We start from the raw sequence: 23,742 nt of genomic DNA, 5'->3' as shown, positions 1-23,742 counted from the left end.
ACGGTGTGCGTCGGCGGATGAACCAAGTGCAACCCGAAGCGCTGCGGCCGCCAGGCCGCAGCGCTTCGGGCGCCGTCCGGGCTGGTGGAGCAAGGCTGTTCGCGGCCGCGCTCGGTCTCGCGGTGCATTTTGCTGCGCCGGGTCTGCGTGCGCAAACGAACGAATACCGGGCGTTGTGGGTCGATGCCTGGGGCGCTGGATTTCGCTCGGCGACCGAGGTCAACACGCTGACCAACGACTTTCGCCGGGGCCATCTGAACACGGTGTTCGCGCAGGTGCGCCGGCGGGGCGACGCGTTTTACAACAGTCACTTTGAACCCAAGAATGCGAGTGTGACGCCCGCCAGTTTTGACCCGCTGGCGGATTTGATTGCCAAGTGTCACAACCCGAATTTCGGCCAGCGTCTCGAAGTGCATGCGTGGATCGTCACCTACCACATCTGGCAGGGCACGAACCTGCCGGCCGATCCGACGCATCCGTTGAATCTGCATCCCGACTGGCTGTTGCGCGATGTAAATGGCAACACGCTGATTGGAAACGAATACACGTTCGATCCGGGACATCCAGAAGTGCAGCGTCACACGTTCAACGTCTGCATGGACATCGTCAGCAACTACGACGTGGACGGGTTGAACTTCGATTACATCCGCTATTCCAGCCTGGACGAAGGCTACAATCCCGTCACCGTGGCGCGTTTCAACCAGCGCTTTGGCCGCACCGGGCAACCGGCGCCCGCCGATCCGGTGTGGCAGCAGTTTCGCCGCGACCAGGTCACCGGCCTGCTGCGCAAAATCTATTTGAACGCCATCGCGTTGAAGCCCGGACTGAAGATTTCCGCCGACACGATCACGTGGTCGCCGGGCCCCACCAGCGTCGCCACGTGGTATGCCTCATCCGCCGCGTGGAACACCGTGTTGCAGGATTGGCGTGGCTGGCTGGAGGAGGGAATTTTGGATCTCAACGTCCCGATGACGTATTTCGACCAGGCCGGCGCCTACACGCAGGCATGGACGAACTGGAACAACTTCACCAAGGACAACCAATACAACCGCCAGGCGTTGATCGGCCCGGGCCTCTACCTGAACGCCGCGGTTGATGCGATTGCGCAACTGCGCTTCACGCGGACCGCCTCGTCGGCGGGCCATTCGGCCAGCGGCAGCGCGGGCTATTCGTATCGCGTCACCAACAAGGACGGCGTCGCGCGCGCCGCCTTTCTCGACGCGCTTGTCAATCCGTCAGCCTACGATCCGGTGACCCCGCCGCTCTACGCGCAAACCGCGACGATCCCGGTCATGCCGTGGAAAACCGCGCCCACGACCGGTCATCTGAAAGGCACCATTTACAACGACAATCTGACCAACGGCCTCGACGGCGCGGTGGTTACCGTGACCGGACCGGTGACACGCGTGCAGACGAACGACGCCACGGGCTTTTATGGCTTCGTGGATTTGCCGCCGGGAACTTACACGGTGCAGGCGGCGTTTTCCGGTTATGCCCCGGCTTCCAATCAGGTTACGGTCACCGCCGGCGTCGTGGCTACTCGCGACCTGGAACTGACATTGCAAAATTTGCCGGCGATTGTCGGTCAGCCCGAGAGCCGGACGAATTACGCCGGCACGCCCGCCACGTTCAGCGTGTCCGCTTCCGGTCCGGCGCCGCTCAGTTACCAGTGGCGCAAGGCGGACAACACCCTGCCCGGCGCCACGAACAGCAGCTTCAGCCTGGCGGCGGTGAGCGGGGAGGACGCGGGTGATTACTCCGTGGCCGTCTCCAATCCATTCGGCGCGGTGACCAGCCAGGTGGCCACCTTGGTGGTGCTCGTGCCGCCGCCTGCGGCCCGCCTGCTGCCGTTGTGGACGGTGGCGCCTGGGGCGCGACCTTATTTGAGCTCGACCGACAGCAGCCAGCGCGGCCTCGCCGGCAATCCGGTCAGCGGCCGGCTGTTGCTCGTGAGCCGGACGGGGTCAAACACCGTGCACGTTTTGGACGCCGCCAACGGTGTGGATCTGCACGTGCTCGACAACGGTGTTGGACTCATCGCGGGCGGCACGTTTGCGGTGAACATGATCGGGGCGGCGGATGACGGCGCCGTGTATGTCGGGAACCTGACGCTGGACGGCTCGACCACGGCGTTTCGCCTTTACCGTTGGGCGGATGACGCGCCCGGGACGGCGCCCACGGTGGCGTTTTCGGGAAACCCGGTGCCGGCTTTGGTCGAACGCTGGGGCGACACGTTCGCGGTGCGCGGGGCGGGAACCAACACCCAGATTCTGATCGGCTCGCGCAACGGCACCAACGCCGGGTTGTTCACGACAGCGGACGGAACCACGTTTGTCCCGCATCCGCTGACCGTCAGCGGTGGCACCAACGGCATGTTCGGTCTGGGCATCGCCTTTGGCGCAGGCGATACCTTTTGGGGCAAGGCCAGCGGCCAGCCCCTGCGTCAAATCGCCTTTGACCTCGCGGCCGGCACGGGAACCGTCGTGCAAACGACCGGCAGCCCGGCGGTGGCCGGCACCGTGACGGCCATTGGCGTCGAGCCGGCGGCCGGACTGGTCGGTGGGGTGGCCGTCGACACGCCGGACACCTTTCAACTTTACGAATTGTCCAACAACGTGCCGGTGCTGCTGGCCACGCAACCGTTCGCCACCGACAACGCTAACGCGAATGCCACCGGCGCCGTGGATTTCAACGGCGATTGCGTCTATGCGCTTGATTCCAACAACGGCCTGCTGGCGCTGCGGATTCTGCCGCCCGCCCCGCCGCAAATCCGGGCCATCACCCGCCTGCCGGACGGCCGGATGCAGCTGGCCATCGTGGGCGAGGCGGGGCGGTTGGTGTGGCTGGATTTCGCCCCGAGCCTGCCGTTCTGGGAGGAGCGCACGAATTTATTCAACACGAACGGCGCGCTGGAATTCATCGACGCGGCAGCGACGAACAGCGGCCGGGGCTTCTATCGCGTCCGTCAATGACCCATGTTAATTTCAACCAAACCTGTCATGAAAGCCCTGCTGCCTCTTTCGGCCAACATTCGTGCGCGCCGGCTGGCGTTCACGCTGATTGAACTGCTGGTCGTCATTGCCATCATCGCCATCCTGGCCGCCCTGCTGCTGCCCGCGCTGGCGGCGGCCAAGGAGAAGGCCTACCGCATCAAGTGCATCAACAACCTGAAGCAAATCGGCCTCGCCACGCAGATGTATCTGGGCGACCACGATGACCGTCTGCCCGGCCCGTGCGGACTGGTCATCAGCAAGCGATTTTACGTCACCGACCGGAACATTGGCGGTTCCATCGAGAAGGGCCCGGTCGAACTCGTGGGGTATCTGGCGCCGTATCTGTCCATTCCGCAGCCGGCGCCGAACTCGGGTCAATACAGCACCGGCGAAGTCGCGATATGCGCCTCCTTCGCCCAGGCCACCCGCGGCACGAACATTTTCAGCTACGCCATCAACCAGGCCATCACCAACTCGCCGACGGATGTCCTGCTGTATCCGTTTGGCCGCTGGAATTCGAGCGCGGCGCCGATTGCGCAGGCCGTGGCGCCGTCGAAATTGAGCGCCATTCCCCGGCCCTCCGATGCGTGGATGTCAATGGATCTGGACCAGACGGTGGCCTATCTGCCGAGCTATGGGCTGCCGGCCAAGCCCGTTCATGGCGATTCCTATTGGAACCGGCTTTACCTCGATGGCCATGCCGCCGGGATTCGCAAACGGAACGATTTGTGAGGCCGGCGCGGTCCGGTTTCATTGCGTCCGCCACGCCGGCAAGACCTCGCGAATGGGCGGCCAGTTGGCGGCGTTGGTGATGCTCGTTTCATTCCACGTCGTGGCGAGATAACCGAGCACCTGCGGTTCATTGAGGCTCCGCGCGTAGCCGCTCAGCGCCTGGGCGGCTGCCACGGGCTGAAGGCCGGCCGGCCAGACCCGGAATCCCTTGCCGGCCAGGAACGGAATTGAGGGATACGTTGCCCGCTGGGCGTAATGCCAGTCACATTGGATGATGTCCTTCGGAATCCAATCAATCGCCGGGCTCAGATCATTCTCCGCGCGGTCATACTCCGACCAGCCTTGATACTTCGGGCCAATGACGCGATCCGCCCACATGAGCATGGTCAGCTTGCGGTCGCGGACGAGGTGGTCGTGGAGCCGTTGCACCTGGTCCGCAAAAAGCCGGGCCGGATCCCGGCCGCGGCAACGCGGGCATTCGGCGGCGCCGATCAGATAAACTTCATCCAGGCCCACGTGCAGGGCCCGGGCTTGAAAGCCGTCCGCCAGATCATCCAGCAGCGAAAACACAATGGCGTCGAGTCCCGGAGCGCGCGGGCACCAGCTCAGGCAGTAAACACCGTGATTGGTGGGCGTGAGCCCGGGAGTTTCGTTGAATTCCGGATGCACGCGCAGCAGCGGCTCCACCCGGCGGCCGAAGGACTGGTGCCCCAGGCAGTTCAACTCCGGGATGAGCTCGATGCCGAGTGTGGCCGCGGCCTGGCTGAGCTGCCGGGCGGTCGCCTGCCGGATGTAGTGGGGCTGGCGCAGCTCGGGATGGGCCTTGAATTCGTAGCTGTAATTGACCTCCAGCACCAGGCGGTTCACGCCGTTCGTCGCCAGCGCTGGCAAGGCGTGCAACAGCTCCTGCGCGTGCGCATTGCTGTCCAGCCAGAAGTGGACGCCGCGCCACGGCGTGCCTGCGGGGGCGCCGGCGGTCAGTCCGGGCAGGAGCACGACCAGCGCGGCCAGCCCGCAGAGGGTGGCGCGTCCAAAGGGTTGATGGAAAAGGAGCCGCATGGTGAATTTTGCAACGAACTTCAGGATGCCTTCTGCATTTACCGGGCGTCCATGAGAAACGACCTCAGATGGACTGTTACAAAATCGAAATAAAAGCTACAACTTTTCCCTTTAAGCAGAAGTGGCGTGTGGAATGATGCGTCCGTAAATCAAACAACCCAGACCGAACGCAACCATGAGAACCCCGCGTCAATCTATTGCGATCAGGTCCCGCATTCCCGGACACTGTCTCCCCCGACCCATGCACATTCCGAACCCTGAACGCCCCCGAAAAGCTTTTACGTTGATCGAACTTCTCGTCGTCATCGCCATCATTGCCATCCTGGCGGCGATGTTGTTGCCGGCGCTGTCAAAGGCCAAAGAAAAGGCTTACACGATCAACTGTGTCAGCAATATGAAGCAGTTGATGTTGTGCGCGGTGATGTATGCCGGAGACAACGAAGATCAGGTCGTGAACAACGAGTCGCAGGGCAACGCTGCCTGCGGTCCCAAAGCGTGGGTCAGCGCCGGGGCCGGGTATTCGGGCAATGCGCGCATGGATACAACGGACCTGGCGGCCCAGAACGGCGTCCTGTTCCAATACAACAAATCGACGGCCATTTATCGATGCCCGGGAGATAAAACTTTGATTGGTGCCTTTACGAAGGTGCCCCGTTACCGCAGTTATTCCATTTCCACCGGAATGAACTGGGCCGACTCAGGCGACTACAGTAATCCCTACGCAAAGGCCAGCTACAAGAAATTCTCCGCCATGCTCAACCCCACGCCCGTCCGCGCGGCCATGTTCTTTGAGGAGGCGGCCAACAGCATCGACAACAACGTGATCGGGGTGTTTGTGCAGGACTCGACAATCTACTGGAACGTGCCGAGCAACCGGCACAATAACAGCGGCACGATCGGATTTGCCGACGGGCACGCCGAGGCGCACCGGTGGCAGTCTCGCTGGCTTCCGGCCGCCAATCAGATCGCCGATAACGGCGGCGGCTCCACCGGCCCGGCCTTCAATGCCCCTTCCGGCGGCGCGGCACAGGACAAGGACTACGCTTACCTGATGACCCTCGCGCCCCCGACAAACTAACCCGCCGTCTGGCGCGGGGGTTCACAAACGCGAGGCAAATTCCCGGCCTCACAGAAGTTGGTTTTGGTGCAGTCAACCAGTGGAGAGAAAACTATATGTCTGAAATCACCCGCAGAAGATTCCTCGGCCAAACCGCCCTGGCCACCGTGGCTGCCACGGGCGCCACGTTTCCTTTCATTCGTTCCGCCCGCGCGGATGAACCCGCCGCGAGCGAGAAAATCCACCTCGGCGTCATCGGCTGCGGTGGCATGGGGCAGGTGGATTTGCGGGACTTCCTCTCGAACTCCGAGGTCGAGTGCGTGGTGATTTGCGACCTGGATGACGAGCGACTGGCCAAGGGCCGTGAGTTGTGCGCCAAGGCCAACCGCAAGGCGCCCGAAACGGTGAAGGATTTCCGGCGGGTGCTGGACCGCAAGGACGTGGACGCCGTGCTCGTCGCCACGCCGGATCACTGGCACGCGCTGCCCATGGTGCTGGCGTGCCAGGCCGGCAAGGATGTCTATGTGGAAAAGCCCCTCGCCAAGACCATTGCCGAGGGCCGCGCGATGCTCGAAGCCTCCCGGCGCCACAATCGCATCGTGCAGATGGGTTCGCAGTGGCGCAGTTGCAAGCACATCATCGAGGCGGCCGCCATGGCGCGTTCGGGCCAGCTCGGCAACGTCAGCCTCGTGCGCGGCTGGGCCTACCTCGACTGGCTGCCGTCCATCGGGCACAAGCCGGACTGTCCGCCGCCCGCCGGCGTGGATTACGACTTCTGGCTCGGTCCGGCGCCCAAACGCCCCTTCAATCCGAACCGGTTTCACTTCAACTTCCGCTGGTTCTGGGATTACGCGGGCGGCCTCATGACCGACTGGGGCGTGCACCTCATCAACATGATGCAGATGGGCATGAACGATGACGCGCCCAAGGGGGTGTTTTCCGCCGGCGGCAAATTTGTGTTCGACGATGATTCGGAAACGCCGGATTCGCAGGTCACCGTCTATGAATTCCCGACCTGCCAGATGGTGTGGGAGCATCGCGCCGGTTTGAACAACGGCCTGAACGGGCGTTCCTGGGGCATCGAGTGGGTGGGCAAGGAAGGCACCATCATCCTGAATGACCAGGGCTGGGAGCTGATTGCCGAGCGCAAGAGCGAGAAGCTTGAGTCGGCCAAACATCCCGGCAGCGGCGACCCGCATCCGCTGCACGTGCGGAATTTTCTCGATTGCGTGAAGTCCCGCCAGCAACCCGTGTTGAATCTCGAGCTCGGCCATCGCGTTTCCACGCTGGCGCATCTGGGCAACATCGCGTATCGCACCGGCCACAAGGTCGTGTGGGATGCCACCGCGGAAAAAGTGGTGGGTGATCACGCGGCCGAACACCTGGTCAGCGTGCAGTATCGCAAACCGTGGCAGTTGCCCTACCTGCGGCACGCCTGAACATTCCAATTAACCTCGTCCCCTGACACGCCATGAACGAAGACAACTTGCCGTCGCATTTGAACCGCCGTGAATTTATCGCCCGCACGGCCGCGGGCACCGCCGGCCTCGCGCTGGGCGCGGGGCTGGCCGGTTGCGCAGCCCCGGCGCGGCGGTCCGCAAAAATCCCCGTGGGCTTGCAGCTTTACTCCGTGCGCGAGGCCTGCAAGGCGGACTTTCCCGGCACCCTCGCCGCGGCGGGGCAGATGGGTTACCGGGGCGTGGAGTTCGCAGGCTACTGGAATTATTCGGCGCCGGAAATCCGCAAGATGCTCGACGACCACGGGCTCGTGGCGTGCGGCACGCACACGCCTTATGACACGATTCTACCGGACAAACTCGAGGCCACCATCGAGTTCAACCAGATCCTCGGCAACCGGTTCCTCATCGTGCCGAACATGAGCGGCCGGACGCGGCAGGAATGGCTCGCCCACGTGCGGCAGTTCAACGAACTCGCGGCCCGGCTCAAGCCGCTCGGCATGCACATCGGCTATCACGCGCACGCGAATGACTTCAAGCCGGTCGAAGGCGAGCCCGCGTGGGACATTTTCTTCGGCAACACGAACCGCGACGTGGTGATGCAGCTCGACACCAGCAACTGCTGCGACGGCGGGGCGGATCCCGTCGCCGTCCTGCACCGTTACCCCGGTCGCTGCCTGTCCATCCACCTCAAGCCCAACGGGGGCGGACCCGAAGCCATCATCGGCGAGGACAAAATCAACTGGCCCGCCGTTTTCGCCTGGTGCGAAACCAAGGGCGGCACGCAATGGTATGTCGTCGAACATGAAAGCAGCCGCGCGCCGCTCGACACGGTGCGTCGCACGCTCGACGCCTTGCGCACCATGGGCAAGGCCTGAATCCGTGATGTTCTGAGGCTCCGCCGGATGCCCTGGCTCCATTCGCCTGGCGCGGCCTAATGCCCGGCCCCCGGCCGCCCTTCGTGGGCAGACATTCCCAAGCGAACCAGACCGAACAAAAGCTATGGCAAACAAACTTGTCCGGCGCGACTTTCTCAAAACCCTCGGGCTCGCGGCACCCGTGGCGCTGGTCGTCGCACCGGTGCTGCGCGCGGAGGAGACCGCCCCGCCGCGCGTTGCCCGCCCGGCGCGTCGCGTTGCGGAAATGGCGGCGGACCTGGTCATCATCGGCGGCGGCTTTGGCGGTTGCGCCGCGGCCCTGGCGGCCGCGCGCAACGGCCTGCGGGTCATCATGACCGAGGAAACCGATTGGATTGGCGGCCAGCTCACGCAGCAGGTGGTTCCGCCGGACGAGAACAAGTGGATTGAAACGTTCGGCGGCACGCGCAGTTATCAGGCACTGCGCACCGGCATGCGTGAATACTATCGCCGCAATTACCCGCTGACGGACAAGGCCCGGGCGGAAAAATTTCTGAATCCCGGCAACTGCTGGGTGTCGCGCATTGGCTGCGAACCCCGCGTCGGGCTGGCCGTCCTTTACGAAATGCTCGCGCCGTATCTGGGCAACGGCCAGGTGCAAATCCTCCTCCGCCACCGTGCCGTGGCCGCCGAAGTGGACGGCGATTACGTGCGGGCGATTCGCGTGGTCAGCGCGGTGTCCGGGCAGGAACGGGTGTTGCGCGCGCCGTATTTTGCCGACGCCACGGAGCAGGGCGATTTGCTGCCCCTGACCGGGACGGAGTATGCGCTCGGCGCCGAGGCGCAGGCGGAAACCGGCGAGCCGCACGCCAAGGCGAAGGCTGAGCCCGACAATCTTCAGGGGTTCACGTATTGTTTTGTGCTCGATTACGTGGCGGGCGAGGATCACACGATTGACCGGCCGGCGGATTACGCGCACTGGCGGGACTTCACGCTGAAGGACAAGGACGGCACGCCGTATCATCTCGTCAGTTTCGAGGCGGCGGACACGCGCAAATTCGGCTTTGATCCCGAACAACGCAAGGGCTTCTGGACCTATCGCCGCATTGCCGACCGCGATTTGTTCAAGCCCGGTTTTTATCGCGGCGACATGACCATCGTGAACTGGCCGCAGAATGACTACGCGTTTGGCTTGATCACGGATGTCAGCCCGGAAGCGGCGGCGCAACAACTGGCTGCGGCCAGGCAGCTCAGCCGGTCGCTCATCTACTGGCTGCAAACCGAGGCGCCGCGCCCGGACGGCGGCACGGGCTGGAAGGGCCTGCGTCTGCGCCCCGACATCGTGGGCACCGAGGACGGCCTGGCCAAGTATCCCTACATCCGCGAAGGCCGGCGCATCAAGGCCGAGTTCACCGTGCTCGAACAGCACGTCACCACCGAGGCGCGCATGAAGGAAACAGGCCTGAGCAAAACGGAAGTGCACGCCACCCCGTTTCCTGATTCCGTCGGCATCGGCAGTTACTGGATGGACCTGCACATCACGACGACCGGTGACCATGGCCATTTCGGCAGCACGTTGCCGTTCCAGATTCCGCTGGGCAGCCTGCTGCCGCGCCGGGTCGAAAACCTGCTGCCCGCCTGCAAAAATCTCGGCGTCACGCACCTGACCAATGGCTGTTTCCGGCTGCATCCCATCGAATGGAATGTTGGCGAAGCGGCCGGCGCGTTGGCAGCCTTCTGCGTTGCGCGCCGGAAGATGCCCCGCGAAGTCTGGCGCCAGGCCGCCTTGCGCGGTGACTTTCAAAAGTTGCTGCGCGAGGACGGCGTGCGGCTGGAGTGGCCGGCCGAGGCGGGGGCGATTTGAACCGCCTTGTCCAGCGCAGGAACCGGCTGCGGTTCCTGATGTCGCTGGTGCTGGGCGCAGCGTGGGCCGTCGCGGCGGCGGCAGCGCCGGTGGTGGAAAGTGACGTCTGCGTTTACGGCGGCACGTCCGGCGGGGTGGCCGCGGCTGTGGCGGCGGCGCGCCTCGGAAAATCCGTCGTGCTCGTGTCGCTCAACCATCACGTCGGCGGCATGAGCGCCAGCGGGCTGGGGGTGACGGACATTGGCCCGGGCAATGACACACGTTACCTCGGCGGGATTGCGCGGGAGTTTTATCAGCGCGTCGGCGCGGCCTACGGCTCGACCAATCTCGTCATCTGGTTCGAACCGCATGTCGCGGAGAACGTCTTCAACCAGATGCTCGGCGAGGCGGGGGTTCCGGTTTACTGGGACGAATCGCTGGCCGGGGCGACGCTCACGAGCAACCGGCTCACGCAGATCACGATGGCCGACGGGACCATTTTTCGCGCGCAGGAATTCATTGATACGACCTACGAAGGCGACCTGATGGCGGCGGCGGGGGTGACGTTCACCTGGGGCCGCGAGGGCACCAACGTGTATAACGAATCACTGGCCGGCGTGCGCCCGCCGGGCGGCACTTACAATTACGACCCGTATGTGGTGCCGGGCAATCCGGCGAGCGGACTCCTGCCGCTCGTGAACACAAACGTCGCGGCGGGCTTCGGCCAGGGCGATCGCCGGTTGCAGGCTTACAATTACCGCCTGTGCCTGACGCAAAATCCCACGAACAAAATTCCAATCGCGCCGCCGCCGGGCTACGCCGAGGCGGATTACGAGCTCGTCCGGCGCTACGTGGCGGCGCGCGTCGCGGCGGATGGCGCGGTGTCGCTCAACCAGTTGCTCGACCTCCAGACCCTTATTCCCAACGGCAAAACCGACGTCAATGCAAACGGCGAAATCTCCCCGACTACGTGGGCTACAATTACACGTGGGCCACAAACACCTACGCGGGCCGGGAGACGTTGCGGGCCGCGCACGAGAATTACGTGCGCGGATTGCTCTACTTCTTCGCCACGAGCACCAACATCCCCTTCAATCTCAACGCGGAGATGCAGTCGTGGGGCCTGGCGGCGGATGAATTCACGGACAACGGCGGCTGGCCCTGGCAGATTTACGTGCGCGAGGCGCGCCGCATGTTCGGCGACTACGTGATGACCCAGTCCAACTGCGAGGCGCGCCTCACGGCGCCTGACGGCATCTGTCTGGCGCGTTACAACATTGATTCGCACGGCGTGCAACGTGTGGCGGCCAGTGGCTTCTCCCGCTGGGAAGGCAGCATCGGCGGCACGCCGCCGTTTCCTTATCCCATCAGCTACCGCGCCATCGTCCCGCGCAGCAACGAGTGCCAGAACGTGTTCTGCACGTTTGCGCTCTCCGCCAGCCACGTGGCCTTTGCCTCGTGCCGCATGGAACCGGTGTTCATGATGACCAGCCATGCCGCAGGCGTGGCGGCGGCGCTGGCGATTGACGATCATGTGCCGGTGCAGCAGCTCGACTACGCCCGCCTTGCCGCGCAATTGCGGGCCGACGGGCAGTTGTTGACCTGGAGCAGCGCGGCCTCGTCCACGAATGGCATCATCCTGGACCAGGGCGGTCCCGGCACGGTGAATTCCGGCGGTTGGACGGCGGGCGCGAACGCCGGCGGTTGGAACGGCGACTACTGGCACGACGGCGCGGCGGGCAAGGGCACGAAGTGGATCAGCTACACGCCGACGTTGCCGACGAACGGAGTTTATGAGGTTTATGCCTGGTGGGTCGAAGCCTCCAACCGCGCCACGAACACGCCCTACGACATCATCCATGCCGCCGGCACGAACCGCATTCTGGTCAACCAGCGCGTTTCCAGCGGCGGCTGGTTTAAGCTGCTCACCACCAACTTCAACGCCGGCACGAGCGGGAAGGTGATCATCCGCAACGACAACACCGCCGCGGGCAGCTATTGCATTGCGGACGGCATTCGCTTCCTCGGGCTGGGCGCGGCGGCGCCCACGAATGCCCTGCCGGCAGTGGACCTCATGGCCAGCGACTCGAACGCCGGCGAATTCGGCGATGATCCGGGTCGTTTGGCCATCGTGCGCAGCGGCGACACGAGCGCCGCGCTTACCGTGAATTATGCCGTCGGCGGTTCGGCCGCGGCGGGCCTGGATTATCTGCCGCTGCCGGGGAGTGTCACGCTGGCGGCCGGGGCCGGGGCCACCAATCTTTTCATCACGCCGCTGGTGGACACGCTGGTGGAAGGGGATGAAACCGTTGCGCTCTCACTCGTGCCGGCGGCGGGCTCCACGCTCACCTCGCTGTCGAATGCCACCGTAGTGATTCATGACCGGCCGGTGGACGCCTGGCGTTTTGCCAATTTTACCGCCGGTGAAACCAGCGATCCCGCCGTCGGTGGCGACGACGCCGATCCGGACCACGATGGCCTGCCCAATCTGTTGGAATACGCGCTGGGTTCCTCGCCCAAGGCGGCCGGCTCCAACCCGCTGCGTCTCACTCTCACCAACAGCTCCTTGCAGGTCACCTGCCCGCGTGCCAAGACGGCAACGGATGTCAGCTTCCAACTCGAATGGTCGCCAGATTTGCAGCAGTGGTTCAGCGGCACGAACTACATCGAACCGCTGGGAACGAACGAGGCCGGCACGGTGCAGTGGATCACGGCGCGCCTGGGGCCGGCAACAACCTCCGCGCGCGGTTTTCTGCGCGGCGTGGCGCAACGGGAATGACGGTTGGTGTTCGTCGGCTTTTCGCGCGGCGCGGTCACGGGTTCAAGCTCCAGTGGCCGAATCGATCGGGCGGCAGGACCGCGCCTTCCGGATAGACGAGATACACCGTGTTCTTGGAATAGTTCCACGCGTAGAGGAATCGTTCGCGTGAAAACACCCGGCGAACATCCTTCCGCCCCGCCGGGTCGTTGAACACCACGTCGCCAGTCTTCGTGAAGCCCGCCACCACCATGAGATGTCCGTTCGGGCCGGGGCCGACATCGCGCAGGCGGTCGTAGCAGATGGAAACGCCGACGGGGTAGCCGTGGGCGATCCATTCCTCCAGCTCACGCACGTCGTCGAACCGCGTCACGCAGGCGCGCAGGCCGGCGGGTTCGCCGGCGAACGCCATGTTGAACGACCAGTTGCCCGTGCCCTTCCACGTGGCGTCGTAAATGGCGTGGGCCACGTCCGGCACGGTGAACAACAGGTCGGACCGGTGCAGTTTCGCCGCCCAGAACCCCAGCAACATCGTGACCGTGGTGGGACTGCACCAGCCGCCGCCTTCGGCGTAATCATGCTGCGACCGTTCGGGGACCGTGAGGTATTGGCCCCATACGGAACGCAACGACGCCCGCGGCTTGACCGTCAGCCGGGTGTTGATAAGCGACACCGCCAGCAGTTTCAACGGCGCTACGTTGGTGGTTGCGCCGAAGGTGAGCCGGAACTGGAAGGCGTTCGCCGGTGCCCGGAGCTGCAGCGTGTCCGTGTCCACGTCGCCGTCCGCGTCCTGCTGGCCGGGGATGCTTTCGCGCGGGTGCTGTGCCGGATTCAACGACCAATGGCCAAGGGCGTAAAACCTGGTGGGCGTGTCATTGTGAAATGCCCGCAGCTCGACGTTCAGCCAGCCGTTGCTGGGGAGACTGGCGTTCCACGAACTGACGAATTCATCCGCGGGCCGGCAGGTCGTGCGGGGAGACAGCCACGTCACTTCTCCGGCGGCGTTGGTGCCGCGTTCGAAGGCTTCAAAGTGCGTCCAGCCGACAAACTGGCGCGGCGATTCGGCCGCGCCCAGCAAAAGCGGGCACAAGCCGAGCAGGGTAATCAGGCGATGTTTCATGGTCCGGAACGGAGGCGGTAAAATCGTTGTGCATCGCTTGGGGCGAACGGCGGCGTGAACGAAAGCGTCGGGCCCGTCGCCACGACGTTGGTCACGGTCTCCCACGTGATCAGATTGGTGGAGGTTTCCAACGTGTAAGTGACACCCACTTCCGCGGCGGCGAGGAGCGGCAACGTGTCGGTCGCGGGTGCTTCGGCCACTTCCAGTTGCGGCGGGGTGCTGGCCTGGAGCGCGAGCGCAGCGTTGGTGCTCGCCTGCCCGCCCGCCAGGTTGCTGACGACGACCGAGTAATTGCCGATGCTTGCAGCCGTCAGATGGGTCACGACCAGCGTGGCGGCGGTGGCGCCGGCGAGATTGGTGCCGTTCAGCCGCCATTGGTAGGCGGGAGCCGGCAAACCTGTGGCGCTGGCGATGAAGGTGGCGCTGCTGCCGGGTTGCGCCCATTGGTTCGCGGGCTGGGTGACGAATTGCGGCGCCACCGCGGGCACTTCGACGCGCAGATTGTCCACCAGGCCAAAGCTGAGGTTCGTGTTGTCCGAGAGCGAGGCAAACGGGTCCCAGTAACCAACGAAGACGTTGCTGGCCGTCAGGGCCGCGTTGGTCACGCTGGCCATCCGCAGGCCGTCGATGAACCAGTCCACCGTTGCGCCATGGCGACTGACAATCAGCTCGCGCCAGGCAAATCCGATCGTCCCCACGCTGAGCGCGCCGCTTTGCTGCGGGTAATTCGTCTGCTGCCAGCCGGGCGCGGTTTGGCCGCCGGGGAAGACATTTCCGTAATACGCGTCAAAATTGCCGCGGGCGGTGCTGCCGGTGCCGGCGGCATAAACGCCGCTCGCCACTCCCAGCGTGTTGGTGCCGGTGCCGGCCAGAAAATCTCCCACGCCGGTCGAGGTGTCGGCCACGCCGCCTTCGCCATCCACGGCGAACCACACGCCGTCGGCGCCGGACGCGGCGGCATTCCACTGGACGTGGTCGCCCGAAGTGCCCACGCCCGCGGTGATGGCCTGCGTGGAGCCGGCGCCGCCGTTCGGCAACGGGCCGTTGACGTTCAGCCACACATCGAAGCGCAGCCGGCACACCGGCGGAAAGGCCTGTCCAACGGGCGAGAGGCTCAGTGCGTCCGGGTTGCCCGCCGTGAGGTTGGCCTCCAGGCGCAGGCCCTTCGTGCTGCCGTTGGTGGCGTGCGGGGCGGCAGGGATGCCGAGCGGCGCGTAATTGTAGGCGAACGTGGCGCGATTGTCCGTCGAAGCGCGGTTCAGCCGCCAGTTGGCCGCCGAGTTCACGTCGAAATCATCGGCAAACACCGGCGCGTAGGGCGGATTGATGGTCACCTGCGCGAGGCGGCTGGTGACGCTGCCGCCGGCGTTGGTGACGACGACCGCATACAGGCCGGCATCGGCCGGCTGCAGAGGGGTGAGCGTCAGCACGCGATTCGTCGCGCCGGGCAGGTTCGTGCCGTGGGCGCGCCACTGGTAGTGGAGCGGCGCGACACCTTCGGCCGTGACGCTCAAGGCGAGCGTGCCGCCCGGATCGGCAAAACGATCCGACGGTTCGGACGTGATGGCGGGCGGGGCGATGCCGCCGATGACCAGCGCGGCGAGGCTTCCCATCGTGCCGTTGAACACATCCAGATCGCAATTGCCGGGCACGCCCGGAACGGTGCCGGTGGAACTGTATTGCCACGCGCGCCACGAACTCCACGGGGCGATGCTGCTCGGCGCGCCGGTCTGCGGATTCGGGCTGGCCGGGTATTGCGCCATCCACAACGGCCACTGCGTTACGGAACCATCCAGCCAGGTGGAGGCGTAGGAGACGTAGGTGTAAACCACCGGCGTCACCGTCACCCCGTTCGCCGCTGCGCGCTGAAGGATGTTCGAACACCAGGCGTTCACCCACTGCGACAGGGTGGCCTTCGTGTAGGCGGGCGTGGCGCCGGACAGGTTTTGCTCGATGTCCAGCACCGGCATGAGGTAGGCGTTGCCGCCCTTGAGGTAGTTGCTGACGACGTTCCAGCAATTCGTGGCCTCCTGCGCGGCGCCGGCCGGGCCGAGATGCAAATCCGGCCGGGCGAAATGATACGCGCCAATCAGCACCCCGGCGGCCCGGGCGTTCGCCATGTTGATGGTGAACGTGGAGTCAACGAAGGTGACGCCCTCGGTGGCCTTGCACCACGCAAAGGAAACCCCCGACGTTTTGACGCTCACCCAGTCAATGCTGGAACCCTGATAGCTGGAAACGTCGATGCCCAGGGGGCGCTGGGCGAAGGTGGAAGATACACCCAAAGAAATGATCAGCGCACCCGATAAAAATGATCCTTTGACCCTCAAAACGGAGGTTTGCGTCGTGACTCCAAAAACCAAGCCTGCTCACCTACTTCTTTATGGAAGCGTGTGATAACAGCCAGACCAGGTCCACATTGTTGGCCCCGCCAGATACGGCCGTGCCGGTTGCTGAACCGCGAGATCCTTTCACCACGGGCAAATTGAAGTCTGGCGTTTTCCACTTGTGCAATTCCGCGTGTCCATCAGCAAAGGAAAAACAACCGCTTCCGCCGTGATAGTCGGCCGGGAAATCATAAACACTTCCGCTGCTCGGGCCGAACACTTGCATGTAGGCGTCATTGATTGTGTAGATATGCTCATCCGCGAATACAAACGCATCGGACGCAGGAAATCCGTTGCCCAAATCGGTCACCTTTTTAAAGGTCAAATATCCCGAACCATAATTCGGGGGAGAATAAAAAAATGGTGCGCCAGTCGAATAGATACCCATTTGTCCATTCATGGATACACTACGCACTCGAAGGCCGTTGTCGGACGGAACCTTGTCGCTCGGACAATGGTAGATTGCAACTCCTGCATTGATGTAAGGCGATAACAAACCGACCTTCAATATGTCGTAGTTCGTGTTGGCGGTTTCCCCTGCCCACCCAAGCGTGGCGGTATTAACCCAAGGATAAGTCGTTGCCAAGCCCGCTGGCAGCCCTGAAGGGGCATTGCCGACCATTTTTTCACTATTGTCGTCGGCGTAAAGCAACCAACCCAATTGCATTTGCTTGAGATTGGAAACACAACGTATGCCCTCGGCTTTGACTTTGGCCTTGCTCAAGGCCGGCAGGAGCATGGCGGCCAGAATGGCGATGATGGCGATGACGACCAGCAGCTCGATCAGAGTGAAGCCTCTTGCGGGAGCGGCGCGACGGCGGAACAGGGTTGGAACAGTCATATTGGGGTCGGCGGCCCGGCCCCTTTTGTGGGGCCGGGCCGCGCTGTTTGATTAACGTTTGATGCGATAGAACTGGATGGGACCGGAGGTCGGCAGCACCGCCCGGAACTGGCCCGGATTGACGGTGGTGATGGTGGCGGCGACGTCATTGGTCACGCCGGTGACCACGGCGCCGCTCTGCACCCCGAACGCCGTGTCAACGTCGGAGGTGCTGCCCGTGAAGTCAATTTGCACATTGGCGCCGCCATCGATGAGCGACACTGCGGTGATGACCGGAGCCGGGGCGGCCAGCGGTTCCACGCGCAGGTTGTCCACGAGGGCGAAGTTCATGTCCAACGGATTGGCCAGGCTCGTGTTGACGTCCTGGTAGCCGAGCGAGAAGTTGTTGCCAATCGTTGCGTTCACATAGCCCAGGTTGGCGATCCGCAAGCCATCGACCGTCCACGTATAATTCGTGCCCTGCTTCGTCATCACCACATCATGCCAGGAGAACGAGAGTGAACCAATCTGGCCCAGCCCGGTCTGGCTGGAATACAGCGCGAGCTGTTCCGCGGGGGCCGGGAGTTCACCGAACTCAGCGTAGTAGGCATTGAAGTTGTCACGCGCGCCAGCCGGATAAATGTTCGTGCCGCTGGCGGCGATGCGAACGCCGTTGGTGTGGGCGATGAAGTCGCCGGTTCCCTCGGCAAATCCGCCGTCGCCGTCCACGGAGAAGAAGACCGTGGATCCCGGCAGCGTGGTGGAAGCGGCCAGAACCACATTGGTCCGGTTCGGGTCCACGCCAAGGCCTGTCGTGAAGTATTCGCTGCTGCCGGAACCACCGCCGGGCATCGGGCCGTTGTAATTCATCCACAGGTCGAAACGCAGCCGGTAATCACCGGGGAGGTTCAGGCCGGTGGGCGATGCCCCGACGCCCGATGCCGAGGACACTGCGCCCAGGTGGGCGCGCAAACGCAGCCCCTTGGTGGTGCCTGTGCTGTGGGGGGCGGCGGGCACGCCCAGCGTGCTGTAGTCGAAGGCAAAGGCCGCGTCGCTGTCGCCGTTGGAGGTCTTCACTGTCCAGCTGCCCGACGTGTCGGTGTCAAAGTCGTCCGAGAACAACGGAGCGCCAGTGGAGGGCAGGTCGTCGTTGCGCAGGGTGTTGGTCGCGCTGATGCTGCCGCCGCCATTGGTGTAGCCGGAACCGGCAAGCACGCTGGCGATGATCAGCTTGTCGGGCGCAATGGTGGAATTGTCGATGGGCGTCACCGTGAAGTTGGTGGTGGTCGCGCCCGCCGGCAACAGAACGGAGAAGGTGGCGGGATTGGTGTAATCCACGCCGCTCACGGCCGTGCCGCTCAGCCCGATGTTCACGGAGATGTCCACGCCGTTGGCCACGGGGATGGAAACCTTGAACTTGGCCGGCCGGCCCGGCAGCAATTCGTTTGACCCCAGACCCACGCTGGCCACGCTCACACTGGGGAGGTCGCCATCGTCGTCGATGAACACCGTGGTGCTGGAGCTGTCGCCGACAATGTAGTTGGTGGTGCCAACGAGGGTAAAGATGGCGGTTTCGGTCGGCTCGCCGATGTTGTCGTCGATCACCACGATGGGGACGGTCAGGTAGGAAACATTGGCCGGGAAGGTGATGCTGGCGTTGGTCGAGGTCGCGAGATTGTTGGTGCTGTAATCCACCCCCAGTTTGGCGGTGCCGGAGATGGTGAAGTTGACGGTCAACGGCTGGGTGGTGTCACCGCCCGTGCGGGTGAATGCGATTTCGCCGTTCACGTTCGGTTCAGCGGCATTGGTGATGTTGCCCGTGATGGTCACCGTGGTATCCGGGATAATGTTGGTGTAGATGAATGTGCCGGCAGAACCCGTGATGGCGATCGTTTTGTAGCCGGGCGAGAATACGCGCACCGCTGCGTGGCCGCTCGTGGCGACGTAGAGGTTGCCTGCGGCATCAAAAGCAACGTCACGCCCCAGATTCACCGAGCCAGTGGGGACCAGTTTGCGTTCCGCCAGATTGGGGATGCCATCCACCAGGGGAATAATCCAAGTGTCGCTCGAGTCGCGCACGACAGCCATGTATCGGCCGTCCGGAGAGATGGCCACCGCCCGCGATTGACGAAGAATGTCAACCGTTTGACCGTAAACCCCGACGCTGTCGGCGTGCGAATCATAGACTTCGTCCCACAGGCCGTCGGGAGTCGGATCAAACAGGCCGCCGTCCACAGAGGGATCCACCACAAAGATGCCGCCTTCGAATCCGTCACTGCGATTTTGCAATGTGTAGAATTTTCCGTCCGGTCCCTTGGCCAGGTCCATCGTGATGCCGGAGTCAATCAAAAGGGTGCGGTTGTCCACATTCGTCACTGTCAAGTCCACGGGCACTGGTCCCGAGCCAATGTTCCAGCGCATGATGTGATTGGGACTGTTGTCACTGGTCGTGGTGGTGTCGGTGTCGATGGCGTAGAGCGTCAAATCGCCGGTTCCCAGCGATCCGGTGGCAATGACTGAACTGCCAATGCGACCGTGGTTGGGGGAGGCGGTGGCGGAACCCGGTGCACCCAGGCCGGCGAGGATGTTCGTGCCGGTGGTCACGTCAGGATCGGTCACGTAGATGGTCCCGTTCGTGGAGCTGTAATCCGCGATGTAAAGCTGGTCGTCCTGGCCGACTTCCAGCCGCCACGGGGACAGTGTGCTGTCGGTGCCGTCGGCACTGTCGAACGTGGTGATGCCGCCGGTGCGCGGATCGTTGCCCTGCCCGACTGCATCGGTAAAATCGGGGTTGATCACATAAATGCCATCGCCCACTGAGGTGCGGGTGCCCGCGGATCCGGCCGCGGAATTGGCCACGTAAATGCGCCCAAAGTAGGGGCTGGCCGGATTTTGATTTACAGCCACGCCGCGCGGGCTGTTGAACCGCATGGTGTTGTTGGCGTCGCTGCTGATTTGCAGCGCCGTTCCGGACGCATATCCGGCCCCGGCTTGCTTGGACACGACCACCGAAAACGTTCCCGGCACACCCAAGGCGTTCGTCACCGGTCCAGCAGGAAGTGCTCCCAGGTCGTTGGTCACCAAGGTGGCGCTCAAATTCGTGTAAACCACCAGCACGGAATCGGCCGATTCATTCAGCCGGAACGAAACCGTGCCGGCATCATTGGCGAGCTGGGAGGCATACGGTGTGGCCTGCAGCGCGGCGGGCAGCAGCAGTGCCGCCGCGGCCAGCGGCAGCAAGACCGGACAGACGGGTTTTCGTTGGATAGTCGGGTTGTTCATGGCGTTCTGGGTTCGTTGTTTGGATTCCGGGTTTGCGTTGTTTGGAAAGGCTCAACGTCCAGGCAGGCGAGGTGGGGAGAGGCGAAGCCGGGAAACGGGGATAACGGGGCAATCGTCGCGCGGGCCGTGCCGGAGATGCCTCCGGGTTCCGGCACCGTGGGTCGCGTTGAATTGCTGAAGTTCAAGGGACGACTTCATGACGTTCCGCTGGCTGGCCCTTTGGCTGCCATCCAGCCGAATAATGACACGTATCACCCGCACTGAAACCTGAAAGTTGTAACAATTATTGCGGTTTTGTAACGGATGGAAAATGTTTACCCCGGCAGCCCCTGGAGACGGCGCGCGAGCATTTCCAGAAACAAATCCACGTCCGCCGCGGTCACGCTCAGATTGGGCCGGGTGCGGATGCTGTTTGCGCCGGCGGGCAACAGCAGCAGGTTTTCCTTTTGCAAGGCGTCGTCCGCCAGTTGGTCGCGCAGCGCGGGCGTGGCGAGCGAGAAACCTTGATACAGCCCCAGCCCGCGGACGTTCGCGACGAGCTGCGGAAATGCCGCGGCCAGCCGGCGCAAGCCGTCCGCCAGCCGCGCGCCGTTCTGTTGGGCCGCCGGAATCAACCCTTCGCGTTCGACAATGCTCATCTCCTGCACGAACCGCACCATGTCCACCAGCGCGCCGCCCCAGGTTGAATCCAGCACGCCGTGGTCTGCCATCGGGTAAAGCATGTAAACGGCGCCGTTGCCAAATTTTTTGGCCGTGGCCACGGCCTGCGGGGGATGCGGCAGGTCGAGTTGATCGACCATGAACAGATCGCCAGTCGGGCCGCCCGCGGTCTGCACTTCGTCAAAGCCGAGAAACACGCCGTGTTGATGCGTCAGCTCGCTGAGGCCGCGAAAGAATTCCGGCTCGGCCGCGCGATGGCCGCCCGCGCCCTGGATGGGTTCCACCACGACGCCGACGATTTCGCCCGCATATTGGCGGAGCAGCCGTTCGATGGTGTGCAATGCGTCGTGCGTCCGGGCGCGGTTTTGCGTCGCGGATTCGGAGTTGTTCACGGCCGGGAAGGGCACCTGAATGTTGCCGGGAATCAGCCCGTGAAAATCCTTCGTTGCCACGGGATCGCCGGTCTGCGTGACGTTCAAGGCGAACACCGTCCGGCCGTGGAATGCCTTCTCGAAGTAGAGAAACCGCGACTTCTCGCCCTCCTGCCGCCGGCCGCCGCGCCGTTGGTGATAGAGGTTGATGAAGTATTTCATCATGTTCTCGACGGCTTCCGCGCCCGAATTGACGGCGTAAACCTCCAGGTGTGGGTTGCGCATGCAGCGCGGCGCGAGCCGGTGCAGCGTCCGGTAGTAGGTGAGACATTCCGGCGTGAGAAAGTCCGGGTTGGCGACCTTGTTGTTCGCGGCGAGCGCGAGGCGTTGCCGGTAATCCGGCTCCTGCAGGCCGGGGTGGTTGTGCCCGATCAGTTTGGAGGCGTAATAGCCCGACCAGTCGAACAGGCGCTGGCCGTCCACGGTCATCAGCCACATGCCCTCGCACCGCGCGAGGTCGATCACGAACGGATGCACGTCCGCTACGACGTAACGCTGCAACTCCGCAATCATCGCCGCGCTGACGGGGCCGGGGAAGGCGGATTCGGCGGGCGGCTGGCTCATGCGGCGGCGGGGGTTGACTTGGCGGGTGGCGAAAATTGATTTGGATTGGAGGCCAGCTTTCACCGTCGCGCGACCGAATGTCAAGCCGGCGCCGGCGGCGAATTGCCTCGCCAAGCAAATCCCGATTCCGTTACAAGGCGCTCCCCAGCCATGAACAGTTATTTCAATCTCGCGGATTGGTCGGTGATCGTGGGGTATCTCGGCGGCATCATTGCGCTGGGCGTCGCCTTTGGCAAAGACCAGCACAACACGCGCGATTATTTCCTCGGCAGCCGCAACCTCCCGTGGTGGGGCATCGGCGCCTCCATCGTGGCCACGGAGACCAGCGCGCTCACCATCATCGGCGTGCCGGCCATCGCCTACGGCGGCAACCTGCTGTTTCTGCAAATGATTTTCGGCTATGTCATCGCCCGCGTCATTCTTGCGGTCGTGATGGTGCCGCACTACATGCGCGGGGAAATTTACTCCCCCTACCAGCTGCTCGAACAACATCTCGGCCGCGGCCCGCGCCGGCTGGCGGGCGCGTTTTTTCTGCTGATCGAAACGCTGTCCGCCGGTGTGCGCGTGTATGTGGCGTGCATTCCCGTGCGTTTGATGCTGGGCGAAAAAGTCTGCGGTCTGGGCGGCCTGGTGGACCCGATCCTGGGCGCGATCCTGCTCTTCGTGGGGCTGTCGGTCACTTACACCTACGTGGGCGGGGTGAAGGCGGTGGTGTGGACGGATGCGGTGCAGATGCTGTTGTTCGTGGGCGGCGGCGTGTTTGCGCTGGTTTACGTGCCGACCCTGCTGGACGGCGGCTGGTCCGCCGCGCTGTCGCACGCGGCCGCCGCGGGCAAGCTCGCGTGGTTGAACTGCAACTTCACGCTGGCCGCGCCGTTCAATCTCTGGATGGGCCTTCTCGGCGGCACGGCGCTGGTCATGTCGTCGCACGGTGCGGACCAGCTCATCGTGCAACGCGTGTTGTCGTGTCCGAGCGTGGCCGAGGGGAGAAAGGCGCTCCTCTTCAGCGCGGTGCTGATTTTTCCGCTGTTCGTCATCTTTCTGCTGGTGGGCGTGATGCTCTGGGTCTTTTATCAGACGCATCCGTTTCAAATTCCCCTGCCGGAAAGCCGGCCCGGCATTGCGGCCAATGACTTCATCTTTCCCATTTTCATGATGACCGAGGTCCCGCACGTGATGCGCGGGTTCCTGATCGTGGCGATTCTCGCGGCCGCCATGTCGTCCATCAGCTCCAGCATCTCGGCGCTGGCCTCGGTTTCGACCATGGATTTTGTGCGTCAGGTTTTGCGCGACCGGACCGAGGCGTATTTCCTGCGCTTCAGCAAATACTCGAGCCTGGGCTGGGCCGTGGCGCTGGTCGGCGTGGCGTGGGTGACGCGGCAGGTGCAGTTCGTGTTGAACGTTGCCTTCTCATTACGCGGACTGGCCAGCGGCGCGTTGCTGGGCGGCCTGTTGCTGGCGCTGTTCTGGCGCCGCGTGGGGCCGCGGGCCGCGATGGCGGGCATGCTGGCGTCGCTCGCCGTGATGAACGTGATTTACTGGCCGGCGAATGTGCCCGCGCTGCACGACTGGTGGCAGCGCACGGTGGGCGTCGAAATTTTTTGGCCGTGGTTCACGCTGATCGGCACCATCGTCACACTGGCCACCGCCGCAATTACCCGCCGGCTCTGGCCGGAAACGGCCGCCGCTTCAGCAGCCAGCCGGGCTGGCTGACTTGGGCCG

Annotated in this window: 14 protein-coding genes and 1 pseudogene; 9 read left to right on the top strand and 6 right to left on the bottom strand. The window is 63.7% G+C overall.

Translation table 11 applies throughout. From position 1 onward, the window contains the following. The first annotated feature begins 17 nt into the window (after positions 1-17). Both VFV96_18135 and VFV96_18130 read left to right on the top strand, forming a co-directional pair. The gene (locus tag VFV96_18135) at positions 18-2,972 is read left to right on the top strand and encodes a family 10 glycosylhydrolase (GenBank protein HEU5072326.1); all 2,955 of its coding nucleotides are present in this window, start codon (positions 18-20) and stop codon (positions 2,970-2,972) included. Between the two features lie 27 nt (positions 2,973-2,999). Next, positions 3,000-3,725: a prepilin-type N-terminal cleavage/methylation domain-containing protein gene (locus VFV96_18130; GenBank protein ID HEU5072325.1), complete on the top strand. Its 726-nt coding sequence runs from the start codon at positions 3,000-3,002 to the stop codon at positions 3,723-3,725. Positions 3,726-3,743: 18 nt separating this feature from the next. On the opposite strand, the gene VFV96_18125 is transcribed toward VFV96_18130, so the two are convergent. Further along, positions 3,744-4,784, bottom strand: a complete 1,041-nt coding sequence (locus tag VFV96_18125) for a family 20 glycosylhydrolase (protein HEU5072324.1) — start codon at positions 4,782-4,784, stop codon at positions 3,744-3,746. 283 nt (positions 4,785-5,067) lie between these two features. Here VFV96_18125 and VFV96_18120 point away from each other — a divergent pair, with 283 nt between their 5' ends. The 6 genes and pseudogenes from VFV96_18120 (at position 5,068) to VFV96_18095 (ending at position 12,777) form a co-directional block, all read left to right on the top strand. Further along, positions 5,068-5,862 carry a prepilin-type cleavage/methylation domain-containing protein gene (locus VFV96_18120; GenBank protein HEU5072323.1) on the top strand — a complete coding sequence of 265 codons (795 nt, stop codon included), beginning with the start codon at positions 5,068-5,070 and terminating at the stop codon, positions 5,860-5,862. Between the two features lie 95 nt (positions 5,863-5,957). After that, a complete protein-coding gene (locus tag VFV96_18115; protein HEU5072322.1) occupies positions 5,958-7,280 on the top strand; it encodes a Gfo/Idh/MocA family oxidoreductase in 1,323 nt (440 codons plus the stop codon). 32 nt (positions 7,281-7,312) lie between these two features. Continuing rightward, complete coding sequence (locus VFV96_18110; GenBank protein HEU5072321.1) at positions 7,313-8,176, top strand: sugar phosphate isomerase/epimerase; 864 nt, start codon at positions 7,313-7,315, stop codon at positions 8,174-8,176. Positions 8,177-8,300: 124 nt separating this feature from the next. Then, the gene (locus VFV96_18105) at positions 8,301-10,019 is read left to right on the top strand and encodes an FAD-dependent oxidoreductase (protein ID HEU5072320.1); all 1,719 of its coding nucleotides are present in this window, start codon (positions 8,301-8,303) and stop codon (positions 10,017-10,019) included. A gap of 38 nt (positions 10,020-10,057) precedes the next feature. Next, positions 10,058-10,951: pseudogene (locus VFV96_18100) on the top strand (FAD-dependent oxidoreductase). A 17-nt stretch (positions 10,952-10,968) separates the two neighbouring features. Next, on the top strand, positions 10,969-12,777 hold the full coding sequence (locus tag VFV96_18095; protein ID HEU5072319.1) for an FAD-dependent oxidoreductase: 1,809 nt from the start codon (positions 10,969-10,971) through the stop codon (positions 12,775-12,777). Positions 12,778-12,811: 34 nt separating this feature from the next. Here VFV96_18095 and VFV96_18090 read toward each other — a convergent pair whose 3' ends face one another. The 5 genes from VFV96_18090 to VFV96_18070 form a co-directional block, all read right to left on the bottom strand. After that, complete coding sequence (locus tag VFV96_18090) at positions 12,812-13,876, bottom strand: C39 family peptidase (protein ID HEU5072318.1); 1,065 nt, start codon at positions 13,874-13,876, stop codon at positions 12,812-12,814. Beyond that, positions 13,873-16,161 carry a GH25 family lysozyme gene (locus tag VFV96_18085; GenBank protein ID HEU5072317.1) on the bottom strand — a complete coding sequence of 763 codons (2,289 nt, stop codon included), beginning with the start codon at positions 16,159-16,161 and terminating at the stop codon, positions 13,873-13,875. Before VFV96_18085 ends, VFV96_18090 begins: the two co-directional genes overlap by 4 nt. 88 nt (positions 16,162-16,249) lie before the next feature. Further along, on the bottom strand, positions 16,250-17,104 hold the full coding sequence (locus VFV96_18080; GenBank protein HEU5072316.1) for a prepilin-type N-terminal cleavage/methylation domain-containing protein: 855 nt from the start codon (positions 17,102-17,104) through the stop codon (positions 16,250-16,252). 51 nt (positions 17,105-17,155) lie between these two features. Further along, the gene (locus VFV96_18075) at positions 17,156-20,365 is read right to left on the bottom strand and encodes a Calx-beta domain-containing protein (GenBank protein HEU5072315.1); all 3,210 of its coding nucleotides are present in this window, start codon (positions 20,363-20,365) and stop codon (positions 17,156-17,158) included. A 314-nt stretch (positions 20,366-20,679) separates the two neighbouring features. After that, a complete protein-coding gene (locus tag VFV96_18070) occupies positions 20,680-22,020 on the bottom strand; it encodes an aminotransferase class III-fold pyridoxal phosphate-dependent enzyme (protein HEU5072314.1) in 1,341 nt (446 codons plus the stop codon). A 150-nt stretch (positions 22,021-22,170) separates the two neighbouring features. Here VFV96_18070 and VFV96_18065 point away from each other — a divergent pair, with 150 nt between their 5' ends. After that, positions 22,171-23,733, top strand: a complete 1,563-nt coding sequence (locus VFV96_18065) for a hypothetical protein (protein ID HEU5072313.1) — start codon at positions 22,171-22,173, stop codon at positions 23,731-23,733. Positions 23,734-23,742 lie beyond the last annotated feature (9 nt).

Source organism: Verrucomicrobiia bacterium, from assembly GCA_035765895.1.
In the GTDB taxonomy this organism is placed as follows: Bacteria; Verrucomicrobiota; Verrucomicrobiia; order Limisphaerales; family DSYF01; genus DSYF01.
The sequence above is the reverse complement of the archived record's forward strand: the minus strand, read 5'-3'. Positions and strand labels throughout refer to the sequence as shown.